Origin of the sequence: Gemmobacter aquarius, assembly GCF_003060865.1 — a bacterium.
Lineage (GTDB): Bacteria > Pseudomonadota > Alphaproteobacteria > Rhodobacterales > Rhodobacteraceae > Paragemmobacter > Paragemmobacter aquarius.
The window spans coordinates 449,000-462,738 of the sequence record NZ_CP028918.1 but is presented as its reverse complement, the minus strand read 5'-3'; the positions used below and the strand labels follow the sequence as shown (position 1 = coordinate 462,738).

General features: G+C 65.0%; 13 protein-coding genes and 1 tRNA gene. 7 read left to right on the top strand and 7 right to left on the bottom strand.

The window, feature by feature from the left end:
• Window positions 1–86 precede the first annotated feature (86 nt).
• On the top strand, window positions 87–1,151 hold the full coding sequence (locus HYN69_RS02250) for an alginate lyase family protein (protein WP_159082329.1): 1,065 nt from the start codon (window positions 87–89) through the stop codon (window positions 1,149–1,151).
• Window positions 1,152–1,202: 51 nt separating this feature from the next.
• Here HYN69_RS02250 and HYN69_RS02245 read toward each other — a convergent pair whose 3' ends face one another.
• Together HYN69_RS02245 and HYN69_RS02240 are read right to left on the bottom strand one after the other, a co-directional pair.
• The gene (locus HYN69_RS02245; RefSeq protein ID WP_108434312.1) at window positions 1,203–2,570 is read right to left on the bottom strand and encodes a sensor histidine kinase; all 1,368 of its coding nucleotides are present in this window, start codon (window positions 2,568–2,570) and stop codon (window positions 1,203–1,205) included.
• A complete protein-coding gene (locus tag HYN69_RS02240) occupies window positions 2,567–3,235 on the bottom strand; it encodes a response regulator (protein WP_108434311.1) in 669 nt (222 codons plus the stop codon). The genes HYN69_RS02245 and HYN69_RS02240 overlap by 4 nt, the downstream gene beginning before the upstream one ends.
• Window positions 3,236–3,314: 79 nt before the next feature.
• Between HYN69_RS02240 and HYN69_RS02235 the strand changes: the two genes are divergently transcribed.
• The 4 genes from HYN69_RS02235 to HYN69_RS02220 all read left to right on the top strand — a co-directional run bounded on the left by HYN69_RS02235 (window position 3,315) and on the right by HYN69_RS02220 (window position 7,441).
• Entirely contained in the window at window positions 3,315–4,367 is a 1,053-nt protein-coding gene (locus HYN69_RS02235) for an ABC transporter substrate-binding protein (RefSeq protein WP_108434310.1), read from the top strand.
• Window positions 4,368–4,490: 123 nt separating this feature from the next.
• Window positions 4,491–5,435, top strand: coding sequence for a Bug family tripartite tricarboxylate transporter substrate binding protein (locus HYN69_RS02230; RefSeq protein ID WP_108434309.1), 945 nt, complete (start codon window positions 4,491–4,493; stop codon window positions 5,433–5,435).
• On the top strand, window positions 5,432–5,920 hold the full coding sequence (locus tag HYN69_RS02225) for a tripartite tricarboxylate transporter TctB family protein (protein ID WP_108434308.1): 489 nt from the start codon (window positions 5,432–5,434) through the stop codon (window positions 5,918–5,920). The genes HYN69_RS02230 and HYN69_RS02225 overlap by 4 nt, the downstream gene beginning before the upstream one ends.
• A gap of 3 nt (window positions 5,921–5,923) precedes the next feature.
• Entirely contained in the window at window positions 5,924–7,441 is a 1,518-nt protein-coding gene (locus HYN69_RS02220; protein WP_108434307.1) for a tripartite tricarboxylate transporter permease, read from the top strand.
• 49 nt (window positions 7,442–7,490) lie between these two features.
• Here the strand turns inward: HYN69_RS02220 and HYN69_RS02215 are convergent, their stop codons facing one another.
• Entirely contained in the window at window positions 7,491–8,561 is a 1,071-nt protein-coding gene (locus tag HYN69_RS02215) for an acyltransferase family protein (protein ID WP_108434306.1), read from the bottom strand.
• 226 nt (window positions 8,562–8,787) lie between these two features.
• Between HYN69_RS02215 and HYN69_RS02210 the strand changes: the two genes are divergently transcribed.
• Window positions 8,788–9,225 (top strand): porin, encoded by a 438-nt coding sequence (locus tag HYN69_RS02210; RefSeq protein ID WP_159082328.1) that lies wholly within the window; start codon window positions 8,788–8,790, stop codon window positions 9,223–9,225.
• A gap of 217 nt (window positions 9,226–9,442) precedes the next feature.
• On the opposite strand, the gene HYN69_RS02205 is transcribed toward HYN69_RS02210, so the two are convergent.
• The 4 genes from HYN69_RS02205 to HYN69_RS02190 all read right to left on the bottom strand — a co-directional run bounded on the left by HYN69_RS02205 (window position 9,443) and on the right by HYN69_RS02190 (window position 13,346).
• Window positions 9,443–9,519 (bottom strand) — tRNA-Arg (locus HYN69_RS02205).
• Between the two features lie 51 nt (window positions 9,520–9,570).
• Window positions 9,571–10,950 (bottom strand): sensor histidine kinase, encoded by a 1,380-nt coding sequence (locus HYN69_RS02200; protein WP_108436987.1) that lies wholly within the window; start codon window positions 10,948–10,950, stop codon window positions 9,571–9,573.
• Between the two features lie 233 nt (window positions 10,951–11,183).
• On the bottom strand, window positions 11,184–12,599 hold the full coding sequence (locus HYN69_RS02195; protein ID WP_108434304.1) for a dihydrolipoyl dehydrogenase family protein: 1,416 nt from the start codon (window positions 12,597–12,599) through the stop codon (window positions 11,184–11,186).
• 3 nt (window positions 12,600–12,602) lie between these two features.
• Window positions 12,603–13,346 carry a TVP38/TMEM64 family protein gene (locus HYN69_RS02190; RefSeq protein ID WP_108436986.1) on the bottom strand — a complete coding sequence of 248 codons (744 nt, stop codon included), beginning with the start codon at window positions 13,344–13,346 and terminating at the stop codon, window positions 12,603–12,605.
• Window positions 13,347–13,562: 216 nt separating this feature from the next.
• Here HYN69_RS02190 and rpmH point away from each other — a divergent pair, with 216 nt between their 5' ends.
• Window positions 13,563–13,697, top strand: coding sequence for a 50S ribosomal protein L34 (gene rpmH / locus HYN69_RS02185; RefSeq protein WP_108434303.1), 135 nt, complete (start codon window positions 13,563–13,565; stop codon window positions 13,695–13,697).
• Window positions 13,698–13,739: the final 42 nt, after the last annotated feature.

Below are 13,739 nucleotides of genomic sequence, written 5' to 3'. Positions count from 1 at the left end.
ACGGCCCGCCACAGCAACTGTGACGCAACTTGACAAAAAGGGATCGATCCGGCACCGTGTTGCACGTATGAGTTGTGGGGGTGGGTATGAAGAAAACTGTAACCAGTCTTTTCGTCGCGCTGCTTCTGGTACAGCCTGCGGGCGCCTCGCCGTTGTTGTCAGGGGCAAGCGGATCGGGCTGTTCGCTGTCCCTGACGCGCGTCGGCACACTTCCAGTCGTGGTAAACGTGCCCGATGCGTACACCGCGAACACACCTGATCCAGTTACCGATGCCATGAAGGCCTGGGCCGAAGCGGTGATGCGGCTTGGCTCAAACGCAAAGCAATCGGCAGATGCCCGGGAGAAACTTCACGCTGCGCTGATGACTGCGGCCAACAGCAATGCCTTGTCTTGGCCATCGAACTGGTCTAGCGGCCGTGATCGTCCACCAAGCGTTATATATCATACGATGGAGACGCTCTTTCCTGCCATCGTTGCCTATGGGCAGAACCGTTCGGCTTTCACCGAACAGGAAAGAGACATCTTTGAGATTTGGGCAGGCAGCATTATCGACAGGCTGGGAAAGACCGACAAGATCCGAAGCTGGAAAACCGACAACAAGAAATACCAGTTCGGTGCTCTGAGCGCCGCCTATGGCGTGATCACCGGAAAACAGAAATTCCTTTCCAGCGGGACCAAGATCTACAAAAGCGCTATCGGTTCGATGCGCAAGGATGGCTCGCTTCCCGGTGACACTGAAAGGGGCGGAAGCTCGCTCCACTATTCCAATCTCGCAATTGCAAATCTGGTTGCGATTGCCGAATACGCTTCAGATGCGGGACTTGATCTTTACGCATACCAGTCAGGGGGCAAGTCGATCCACCTTGCCATCCAATTTTTGGCAGCAGCGCAGAACGATCCCAATTTGATTGCCGGGTATGCCCGACGCACCGACCAAGGGACCGGGTCTTTCGACGGCTTTTCAGCCGAAAAGCAAGACAGAAGATGGGCGCAAGGTCCTGATGTGCTTTGGGGATATTCATACATCAAACGGTTCGGAAAGACCGAAACCGGTCAGGCCCTGTTGGCAGCATCCCCTTTTCTAAAAAGCGGCAAAGGCGGCGTTCATCAGCAATCTGGCGGCAATACCCGCTGCTTCGTCAACGGTTGACGCCAATTTCGGCCCCGTAGTTGCGGGAAGCTGCGCTCAAGGCCGCCACCCCTATCCCCGCCGCAATGCCACGCTGGCCCGCAGGCCCCGCCCGCCCGCTGCACGTTCAAGCCGCAAGGCAGCGCCGAACAACGCGGCGATCTCGGCGGTGATGCCCAGCCCCAGCCCGTAACCCGCGTCCGGCCCGCCGCCCGCCCGCAGCATCCGGTCGCGCCGCCCTTCGTTCAGCCGCGCCATCACCGCCTCGGGCAGGCCGGGTCCGTCATCCTCGACCTCCAGCACCACGGCCCCGGCCTCACCCCGCACCCGCACCGTGACCACTGCGCCCGCACCGGCATAGGCCACCGCATTGTCCAGCAGGTTCTTCAGCAATTCGGCCAGCAGCACAGGCTCGGCCTCGGCCACCGCCCCCGCCGCGCCCTCGTATCCCAGATCGATCCCCCGCGCCAAAGCCTGCGGCACCATTTCGGCGGTCAGGCCCTTGGCCACCGCCACCACATCCACCGACCGCAGGGCCGCAGCCGCATCGACCCGCGCCAAGACCAGCAGTTGCGCCAGCACCCGCTCGGCCCGCTCCAGCGCCGCCCGCGCCTTGGCCGCCGCCGCCTCCGACCCCTCGGGCGAAGCACTGCGCCCCACCAGCGCCAGTTCCGTCCGCACCACGGCGAGGGGCGTCCGCAACTGGTGGCTCGCATTGCCGGTAAAGTTCCGCAGCGCGCCCAGCGCCCCGTCAAGCCGCGCCATGAACGAGTTGATCGCCGCCACCAGCGCCTCTACCTCTTGCGGAGTATCGGCCGTCACCTCCCGCAGATCGTCGGGCGACCGTTCCGCAATCATCGCCCCCAGCCGGTCCAGCGGGCGCAGGGCCAGCGTCACCGCCACCCAGACGATCCCTGCCACCCCCGCGATCAGCACCGCCAAGCGCAAGGCCGACCGCAGCAATATCGCCCGCGCCAGCGCCCCCCGCGCCCGCGTCGATTCCGCCACCGTCACGCTGAACGCGATCGACCGCTCGCCCGTCGACACCTCACGCGTCAGCGTGGCGCTGCGTATCCCCACGTTCCCGAACACCCCGTCCGCAAAGCCCACACCCCCCGCAGGCGCAGGCACCACCGCCAGATCGGCATAGCCGGTCAAAAACCCCTCGGGTCCGTCCACACGGTAAAACACCTTGTCCTGCGCGGTCGAAGCCAGCATTTCCAGCGAGGAATAGGGCAGATCGACCTCCAGCCCCCCCGTCTCATCGACCGTCACACGCTCCGCAATCGCCAAAGCCGACCCCACCAGCACGCGATCCGAAACCCCCTGCGCCGTCCGTAGCGCCTCGCGCCACGTATCGGCCAGCGCCAAAAGCCCGATCAGCGCCGTTGCAACCAGCAGCCAGCCGATCAAACGCCGCCGCAGCGAATAGGGCCTCATGTCGCCTTTTCCAAAAGGTAGCCGATCCCGCGCACCGTCCGCAGCCCGATCCCATGGGGCTGCAACCGCCGCCGCAAGCGCGACACATATTGCTCGATCGCATTGTCCGACAGCATGTCGTCAAGCGAGGTCAGCGATTGCACGATCGCCTCTTTCGCCACCACCTTGCCCGCCCGCATCACCAGCACTTCCAGCAAAGCGCGCTCCCTCGGCGGCAGATCGACCACCTGCCCCTCCAATGAAAACTGCCGGTTCGTCAGATCCAGCGTCAGCGCCCCCAGCGTCACCACCGCCGACCGCAGCCCTGCCTGCCGCCGCAGCAAAGACCGCACCCGCGCCTCGAACTCTCGCACGTCAAAGGGCTTGGCCATGTAGTCATCAGCGCCAAGGTCCAGCCCGCGCACCCGTTCCTCGGCTGCGCCCCGCGCGGTCAATATCATCACCGCCGCGGCATTGCCCCGCGCCCGCATCGCCCGCAGCACGGCCAGCCCGTCCATCTGCGGCAGGTTCAGGTCCAGCACCACCAGATCAAAGGCCTCGGCCCGCACCAGCGCCTCGGCCGATGGCCCGTCATGCACGCAATCGACCGCATAGCCCGATGACGCCAGCAGCGCCGTCAGTGATCCGGCCAGATGCAGATCGTCCTCGACCACCAACACGCGCATGAAACCGCCTCCCCGCCCGCCACGCTAGGCACAATTCCCGCAGTTGTGAACGCCCCTCGCATCGGGCAGGCTTACCCCCATGTTCCGCCGCGCCGTTGCCCTGTGCCTGACCCTCGCCGCACTGCCCCGCACGGGCAGCGCCGAGGTCGCACTTTACCCCGCGCCAACAGGCGACAACGGGCGCGAGCTGGTGATCTATTCCACCCTCGACACCCGCCTTGCAGCCCCCCTGATCGCTGCCTTCCAGACCGCCAACCCCGACACCGCCGTCCGCTACGAAGACCTGCTGACCGGCGAAATCGCAGCCCGCATCAAGGCCGAAACCGACGCAGGCCAGCCCACCGCCGATTTCGCCTTTTCCTCGGCGATGGACCTGCAAATCAAACTCGCCAACGATGGCTACGCCCAACCCGTCCGCGCCGCCAATGCCCGCGCATGGCCCGCTTGGGCAAGCTGGCAGGACACCGCCTTTGCGCTGACCTTCGAACCCGCCGTCCTCGTCTACCACAAGCCCGACTTTCCCGACGGCCCCCCGCAATCGCGCCTCGCCCTGCTGGAATGGCTGCGCGCCGCACCCCCCGCACGCATCGGCACCTATGACATCGAGCGTTCCGCCGTGGGCTACCTCTTCCTCGCCCGCGATGCCGAACATTTCCCCGACATCTGGTCGCTTTTGCGCCAGATGCAGGGCTTGCAGACCTTTCCCACCTCGCAAGACATCATCGACCGCGTGGCCGATGGGCGCCTCGCGCTCGGCTACAACATCCTCGGCTCCTACGCCGCCGATCAGGCGCGCCTTCACCCCGACCTCGGCTTCGTGCTGCTCCGCGATTTCACCGTCGTCGTCAGCCGCGTCGCCCTCGTGCCCCGCGCTGCCGCCTCGCCCGACCTCGGCACCGCGTTCCTCGACTTTTTGATGTCGCGCGACGGCCAGACCCTGCTGTCGGAAAAACTCCGCCTCCCCGCCGTCAGCCTAAAGGTGTCGGGCGCCAACACCGGCCAAGCCATGCAAGCCGCCTTGGGCGACCAGTTGCGCCCCGTCGGGGTCAGCCCCGGCGTTCTGGTCTACCTCGACCAGTCCAAACGCAAACGCCTGATCCGGCTCTGGCGCCAGGCATTGGGTCGCGACTGACCGGCAAAACCGCATGTCAGCCAGATGACAGGTTCCTGTGCTGAAATTCCCCCAAGGAACGGCACAGGAGGGTGCCGTTCCGCGTTACCGGAACGAAATCATATCTCTGGGAGGAGAATCACCATGAAACACGCGCTTCTCGGCGCGGCTTTTGCCGCAGCCCTCGCCGTCCCGTCCTTTGCCGCCGATTACACCATCATGGCCCCCGCTGCCCCCGGCGGCGGCTGGGACAGCACCGCCCGCTCGATGCAGGAAGTGATGCAGGCTGAAGGCATCTCGTCGTCCGTTCAGGTGCAAAACGTCCCCGGCGCGGGCGGCACCGTCGGCCTTGCCCAATTCGCGCAGGCAGCTGCGGGTGACCCGAACCAGCTTATCGTCGGCGGCTACGTGATGGTCGGCGCGATCCTGACCAACGCATCCCCCGTCTCGCTCGCCGATGTCACCCCCATCGCCCGCCTGACCGGCGAAGCCGTCGGCATCGCGGTCTCCGCCTCCAGCCCGATCCAGACCATCGGCGACCTCGTCGAGCAGATGAAGGCCGACCCCGGCTCGGTCTCGTGGGCGGGCGGCTCGGCGGGCGGCGTCGACCACATCACCGTGGGCCTTCTGGCCAAGGCCGCTGGCGTCGACCCGACCAAGATCAACTACGTCGCCTTCTCGGGCGGGGGCGAGGCTCTGGCCGCCATCCTCGGCAATCAGGTCACCGTCGGCATTTCCGGCGTGGGCGAATTCCTGCCGCAGGTCGAAGCGGGCACCATGCGTATGCTCGCCGTCTCGACCGCCGAGAAATGGGCTGGCACCGATGCGCCGACGCTGATGGAATCGGGCTATGACGTGAACGTGCAGAACTGGCGCATGGTCGCCGCCGCCCCCGGCCTGACCGACGAACAAAAAGCCGCCGTCACCGCCGATATCGACAAGCTGGCCAATTCGGCAGGCTGGAAATCGATGCTCGAAACCAAGGGCTGGGCCAACACCTACCTTTCGGGCGCCGAATTCGACGCGCAACTGGCCAAGGAAATCGAAACCACGACCGCAATCCTGAAAGACATCGGTCTGGTGAAATGAAGCACCTCGCCGCACCTGCACGCCGCCCCGACGGGGCGGCGCTCGTCATCGCCGTCCTTCTCGCCGCCCTCGGCCTCCTGCTCGTCGTGCAAGGCGCGGGAATCGAGGAGAAAGGCGGCTACGCAGGTGTCGGCTCGGGCGACCTGCCGCGCTTTCTCGGCTACGGCATGATGGCCCTCGCGGCCGCCCATGTCTTCAGCGCCTTCCGCTACGCGGGCGGCGCAGTCATGCGCCCGCAGATCGCCCCCGTCCTCTGGGTCGTCGCGGGCCTGACGCTGCAAGTCCTCCTGCTGCGCCCCCTCGGGTTCTCCATCGCTTCGGGCCTTCTCTTCGCCTTCACCGCCGCGGGCTTCGGCAAACGCAACCTCGCGCTCACCATCCCCATGGGCATCGGCCTCTCGCTCGCGATCTACGGCGTCTTCGACCAGCTTTTGCGCCTGCGCCTGCCGGCCGGCTTCCTCGAAACCCTCATCTTCGGGGCCTGACCCATGACCACCTTCGATTTTCTCTTGCAGGGTCTTGCGGTCGCGATGGACCCGATGATCCTGCTTTACGCCCTGATCGGCGTGACCCTCGGCACCGCGGTCGGCGTCCTTCCCGGCATAGGCCCCGCCCTGACCGTGGCGCTGCTTCTGCCCGTCACCTACGGGCTTGATCCCGCCGGATCGCTCGTCATGTTCGCGGGCATATATTACGGCGGCATGTATGGCGGCTCGACCACCTCGATCCTGCTGAACACGCCGGGCGAAAGTGCCTCGATCGTCACGGCGCTCGAAGGCAACAAGATGGCCCGCGCCGGACGCGGCGGCCCGGCCCTCGCCACCGCCGCCATCGGGTCGTTCGTCGCGGGCCTCATCGCCACGCTCGCCTTGGCCTTCCTCGCGCCTTACGTGGTCAAACTCGCCCTCATCTTCGGACCGCGCGAATACTTCGCCCTGATGATGCTCGCTTTCGTCACCGTTTCCGCAGCCTTCGGCGACAGCACCATGAAGGGCCTGACGTCACTCTTCATCGGCCTCGCCCTCGCCCTCGTCGGCATCGACCAGTTGACCGGCCAAGCCCGCCTGTCCTTCGGCGTCCCCGAACTTCTCGACGGGGTCGAGGTCACCACCCTCGCCGTCGCCCTTTTCGCAATAGGCGAGGCGCTCTTCGTCGCCTCCCAAGGCCCCGCCGCCGCCGATACGATTCAGGCGATCAAAGGCTCGGTCTGGATGACCCGCGCCGACTGGGCGCGCTCGTGGAAACCGTGGCTGCGCGGCACCGCCATCGGCTTTCCCATCGGCGCCATGCCCGCAGGCGGGGCCGAAATCGGCACGCTCCTGTCCTACGCCACCGAAAAGCGCCTGTCCAAACACCCCGAGGAATTCGGCCACGGCGCCATCGAAGGCGTCGCCGGACCCGAAGCCGCCAACAACGCCTCGGCGGCAGGCACGCTGGTACCGCTTCTCACGCTTGGTCTGCCCACCTCGGCCACGGCGGCGATCATGCTGGCGGGCTTCCAGCAATTCGGCCTGCAACCCGGCCCGCTTTTGTTCGTCACAGCGCCGCAGCTTGTCTGGGGGCTGATCGCGAGCCTGCTCATCGCCAACCTGATGCTGCTCGTCCTGAACCTGCCCCTGATCGGCCTCTGGGTGAAACTCCTGACCATCCCGCGCCACTGGCTCTACGCAGGCATCCTGCTCTTTGCCACGCTCGGCACCATCGGCATGAACCCCTCGCCGGTAGAACTCGGCATGCTCATGCTCTTCGGCATCCTCGGCTTCCTGATGCGCCTCTACGGCTACCCCATCGCGCCCGTGGTCGTGGGCCTCATCCTCGGCCCGATGGCCGAACAACAACTCCGCCGCGCCCTCGCGATCTCGCAAGGCGACTGGACAACCCTCGTCTCGACCCCGATCTCGGCCACCATCCTCGGCGTCGCCACCCTCGCCCTGATCGTCCCCCTGATCCTGCGCCTGCGCGGCCGGGGCCAGATCCTCTCGCAACTCGCCGCAGACGAAGATTAAGCCGCCCAAGGCCAACGCAGAGACCCCGGCACACCTTCGACAGACGGCGTCACGCGTTGGCCACGCGAGACGCTCGATGCAGTGCAAGGTTTGCCGGACGCTCCACTAGATGATGCAAAAGAACCGCCAGCACCGAATTCGCGGCAATGAAGCAAACCCATTTCGTCCCGACACTGAACCCGTCAAACAGCAATACCATCAACGGAACCGTCCCGAACTGGACGATGTAGAGACAATAGGAAACGCTTCCCAGATAATCGAAGATCAGCGACGCAGTCCTCGGCATCTCATGCGGACGCGCCAGTTTCACCATCAAGAACAGGAACGGCACGACAAACAAAGCGCCATACTCCGTGCCGCCAGGTAGATCACCGATCCGATAGACAAAGTATACCCCTGCAATCAGACACAGAACGCAAACGATCCTGAAATTGCCAAGCCCGGCTTTTCTTTCCACAAAATAACAATACCCCGCGATCCCGAGGATGAATTCCGGCATTCGGAAAATGGGAAGCATGTAGAATACAAGCGGCGAAACCGCACTCCCAAGACATGCGATCAACACCGCATACAAAGCCAGAACCACGACGGGCGCCCCGTAGATGACCCGGACGAGAATTCTATCCTCTGCCGCCCCCAACGCATTACGAAGCGAGGGGAACAACAAATAAAAGAATGCTTCGGCCGACAAAGACCATGAACCGCCAAAGTTCCACACGTCGAAATAGACCGGAAACCATGCCTGAAGACAGAAGACGAAAAGGAAAATCACGAACAGCAGCCAGACATAGTATCCCCAGCCACCGACCAGTGCCAAACCCTCTGGCGGCGAAGCCAGCGTTGCAATCGTGACCACGCCCATGAAAAAATAGACGGGGTATAACTTCCGTAATCGTGCCTTGTAAAAGGCACGCCAACTGCCAACCTCGGTGAATTCCAGATATCTGTAACTCAAGATAAATCCGGAAAGCATGAAGAAGAGCGACATTGCCAGAACGCCCTGACCTATGATCGGGCCGACCACGCCAAGCGCAGCAATATCGCCGAAGTGCAGCTGTGCGTGAAATATCAAAACCCAGAATGCCGCTGCAAATCGGACAAGGTTTATGTAAGGAAACATGATCTTCCTTGATGCGGCAGCATTATGCACCCTCCAATGGTTCCCAGAGAGTTTCTGCTACCGCAAGTTTTTTTCGAAAGACCGGCAAACACACGGCCGTCGCTGCGCGTGTGACAATTCTGGACCAGACCCGTTAACACCTATTGACGTCGCCAGTTGCCGTCGGCAAGGCCCTCGTGTCGATGCTTCGATTCAGTCATCCAACATAGGAAAAGGACCTCTCCTCATGTTCGCAAGAACCGCATTTTTGCTCATCCCACTCGCCTTCGCCCACGGTGCCGCAGCCGCGCCGGTCGAATACGTGCGCGTGTGCTCGGCCTTCGGCGCGGGATATTCCGTCATCCCCGGCACCTCCGTCTGCATGAACCAGCGCACCGGAGAAACGCGCGAAGCGACCGACAACGGCGTGGTGACAGGCGAGGCCGATTTCATTTCCAAAGGAAACGAAGGAACCGCACTCGGCCTAGCCTTGGCCGGAGCGACCGTCGACGCCGGCAAAAGCTACGGCGTCAAGGCCAACGTAGGCACCTTCGAGGGCGAAACCGCCATAGGTCTCAGCGGCGCGATTCGTCTCGACAACGGCATCACCCTCGATGCGGCCTATGGCACCGGCATCCATCACGGCACCAGCGGCGGACGGGTCGGCGCGAATTTCTCCTGGTAGGCGCCAAGGCCCGACCGGACCACCGACCACCGAAGGAGCACATAGGCGAGGGGGGTCTATCCAGACCGCCCTCGCATCACCCGACGACCGACAAATCCCGTGCAGCGAACCGTCTCGCGCCCGGACCCGCAAGCGATACCCGCAAGCGATCCACAGCATACGGCCCGCCGCAAAACACGCCGCAACGCACATTTTCTTAAATGTTTTCAAGGTAAAATGGTGGACCCGGAGCGATTCGAACGCCCGACCCTCAGATTCGTAGTCTGATGCTCTATCCAGCTGAGCTACGGGTCCATCTTGAGGGCAGCGTTTAGACTCAGGTCGCAGGGGACGCAAGGGCAAAAATCACGCCTGATCACCATCCGCGTTTCCGACCCGCTTCGGCAGGCGCAAAACAAATTCCGACCCCTCCGCATCGCTGCGTGCAAGGTCAAGCCGCCCGCCATGTCCCCGCACCAGTTCGGCAGCGATGGCAAGGCCAAGCCCCGTGCCACCCTTACGCGCCCCGCCCTGAAAAGCCGAAAACAGATGCTCTTTCGCCTTGGGCGGCAATCCCGGTCCGGTATCCCCCACCTTGATCCACCAATCGGCCTCGTCCTCGCCGCCCGAAATCTCGATCGTTCCGGCCTGACCCGTCGCCTCGATCGCCTGCCGCGCATTGCGCACCAGATTGGACAGCACGCGGTAAAGCTGCTCGCCATCGGCCCTGATCACCAGACCGGCGGGCACATCGACCAGCGCCGTTACCAGCCCGCCCACCTCTTGCCGCTCACCGGCAAGCCCCTCGCCCTCCAGCACCTCGTCGGCCAGCACCCGCAACGGCAGCCGTTTCAATTGCGGCGGCAGCTCTTCGGCCTTGCCAAAGGCCAGCGTTGATTCGCACAAGGAGACGGCGCGCGAGATCGACCCCACCAGTTTCGGCGCCGCCCGCGCCACCGCCGGATCGGCGCTTATCTCCAGCCGGTCGGCAAAAAGCTGCGCCGTGGTCAGGATATTGCGCAGATCGTGGCTGATCTTGGCCACCGCCCCGCCCAGCTGCGCCAACCGCTCCTTCTGCCGCAGCGCGCCCGTCAGCTGCGTCTGCATCGACGCAAGCGCCTCTTCGGCAACCCTCAACTCGACCACCCCCGCCGAAGGCGTAATCACCCGCCGCGCATCCTCGGGCGCTTCGGCATAGGCGCTCATGTGGCGCACCACGCGGCGGATCGGGGCGACCAGCAGACGTTGCACCGCCAGAAACAGCAAAAACGCCGTCACCGCCGAAATCAGCGCCGACAGGAACAGGATACGCACCCCGTATTCCACCATCGCATGGCGCAGCGGCCCCGTCTCCATCGTGATCTCGATCAGCAACCCCGCATCCTGCACCGGATTGCCGATGACCCGGATCACCCGGTTCTGCGGGTCGGCCAGAACCAGCATCGCACCCTTGATCAATTCCCACGGCCCTGCCTGCCGCAGATCGAAGGTCTCGCTGATCGGTTGCGGAATGGTCGACGAAAGCACCAACTGCCGCACGTCGTCGCGCCTGAGCACCACGTTGAACACCTCGGCGTTCTTGAGCAGCTCCTTTTCCAGATCGGCGCTCACCGTCGCATCATCCGCCGCCAGCAGGGCAAGCGACGCGATCTGCGCCTTCTCAAGCCGCAGCAGCAGATAATCCGCCCGGAACCGCGCAATCGACGGCACGAAGATCAAGACCTCGGCCAGCATGACAAAGGCCATCGTCAGCAGCAAAAACCGCCCCGACAGCGTATTCAGAAAGCCGCGGTTGCGCAGTTTCACGCGTCCCTCACTCCGCTCCGGTCACAGGATGCAGCCTTAGCAAAAGAGACAATAGAAAAACAGGCAAAAGCCTGTCCCGCCCCGCCGCATCCGGCAGCATTTTCTGTCTTCAAATATCCTGCGGGGGTCCGGGGGTGCAAAACCCCCGGCGGCCTGCGGCAGGCGCGCCCGCCTCAGGGCAGACGCTGCACGAACCGCACCCAAGCCCGGATGCGCGGTCCGAACAGCGTGGGCGTGTAATAAGACCCCGCCGCCCGCTTCACCGCCTCGGCAAATGTCGGATAGGGCAAGACCACCCCGGCCAGCGCCGACACCTTGATCCGCGCCGAAACCGCCAGCGCCAGCGCGGCCAGCACCTCTCCCGCGCCCGCGCCGACGATGGTGGCCCCGACCACCCGCCCCTTCACGACCAGCAGCTTGACAAAGCCCTCGGTCTGCCCCGCCGTGACCGCCCGGTCGTTATGCGCGAAATCCGCCCGCAACACCTGCAAACCATCGCCATGAGCCTTGCGCGCCTCCTCCTCGATCGGCCCCACCTGCGCCAACTCCGGCTCGCTGAATGTCACCCGCGGGATATGGTCGCTGCGCAGCCGCGCGGGCAGGCCAAGCACCGCCTGCCGCACCACGATGCCCGCATGGTAAGCCGCCAGATGGGTGAACTGCCCCTGCCCCGCCGCATCGCCCACGACATAGACACGCCGGTTGCTCACTGACCGCAACCCCGCCCCGACCGTCACCCCCGCCGCGCCGAATTCCACACCGCCCGCCACCAGATCAAGCCGCTCCAGCGCCGGTTTGCGCCCCACCGCCACCAACAGATGCGACCCCGTCACAATGCGCCCGTCGGCCAGCACCACCTCGACGCCGGGGCCTGCGTCGCGCACCCGCACCGCCCCCGCGCCCGTGGCAAAGGCCACGCCCTCGGCCCGCAACCGCTCCAGCACTATCTCGGCCGCCGCAGGGTCTTCACGCCCCAGACAGCGCCCCGCCTCGATCACCGTGACCTCCGACCCCAGCCGCCGATGCGCTTGCGCCATCTCGATCCCGATCGGTCCGCCGCCCAGCACCAGCAGATGCGCCGGACGTGCACCTTGCGAAAACACCGTCTCGTTCGTCATGTAGGGCACGCTGCCCAGCCCCGGAATGTCCGGCACCACCGCCCGCGACCCCGTGGCGATCACGAAACGCCGCGCCCGCACCGTCACCTCGCCCACAACCACCTCGCGCGGCCCCGAAAACCGCGCCCAGCCGCGCAACACGCGGCATCCCAGCCCCTCGAATCGCTCTTGGCTGTCGACGGGGGCAATCGTTCCGATCACCGCCCGCACCCGCGCCATCACGGCGGCAAAGTCCACCTCGGCCGCCCCCGCACGCACCCCGTATTCCGCGGCTCCCCGCACCGTTTCGGCCACGCCGGCACAGGCGATCAGCGCCTTCGACGGCACGCAACCGGTGTTCAGGCAATCGCCGCCCATGTGGTCGCCCTCGACCAGCACCACCCGCGCACCCATCTGCACCGCACCCGCAGCCACCGAAAGGCCACCAGATCCGGCCCCGATCACGCAGATATCCGTATCGATCCGTTCCATCGCCTACCCCTTACCCCTGTCCCGCCACGCGCGCACCACCATCGGCATCACGCCCAGCGCCACCAACCCCAAGACCGGCCCCGCCACCTCGGGCCGCAGGAACACCGCCAGATCCGGCACCCCCCCCGCCTCGAACACCTCGCCCAAGCCCGACCCGACCGACGTCAGCACCAGCGCCCCCGGCACGATCCCCAGCACCGTCGTCACCGCGAACTTGAGAAACGAGATGTTCAGAAGCGCAGGCAGCAGATTGGCGACGAAGAACGGCACGACCGGCGTGACCCGCATCAGGAACAGCACCTCCCACTCGTTGCGCGCCAAAGCCTCGCGCAGCCGCACGACGCGCCCGCCCTGCGCCTCGATCCGCTGCGCCAACCCCTCGCCAAACCCCGCCCTCACCGCAATGAACAGCGCCATCGCCCCAAGGCTCGCCGCCATAAGGTTGAAGAACACCCCGGGAAACAGCCCGAACAGGAACCCGCCCGTCAGCGTGGCCACCGTGGCCCCCGGCAGGCTGAAAGCCACAAGCAGCGCATAAGCCAGCACGAACAGCACCACGCTCAACGCGTAATTCGCATCCCGCAGCGCCAGCAACCCGGCCCGATGCCGCGCCAGCATCTCGAAGCTCAGCGCATCGCGGAACCACACCGCCCCGACCAGCGCCACCGCCAACAGCACAAGCGCGGGAATCACCCGCCAGCGGCGGGACGGCGTCTTCGGGTCAGGCGGCAGATCATCGGAATGCATCGCCAAATCATGCGGCTTTCCGCCCCCGTGCGCCAGCCATGTCACGCCAGCTTGATAGCGGCGCAACACAGCACGCCACGCCCCGCCATTTTGTCCGGTTTTTCCACCTTCCCTGCGTTGACTTGGCCCGCGACCGACCGTAAAGGAACCATCTGAATTGAAGCGGCGCTCGAATCCGTCCGGATTTGCGTTGCCTGACAAAACCGGAGACCCGCTATGAAGCGCACTTTTCAGCCGTCGAACCTGGTCCGCAGCCGCCGCCACGGGTTCCGCGCCCGCATGGCGACCAAAGGCGGCCGCCTCGTGCTGGCAGCCCGCCGCGCCAAGGGCCGCAAGAAGCTGTCCGCCTGATTTCGCAACCGGCCCCGCCATCGCAGCAGGGCCAAGACGCGG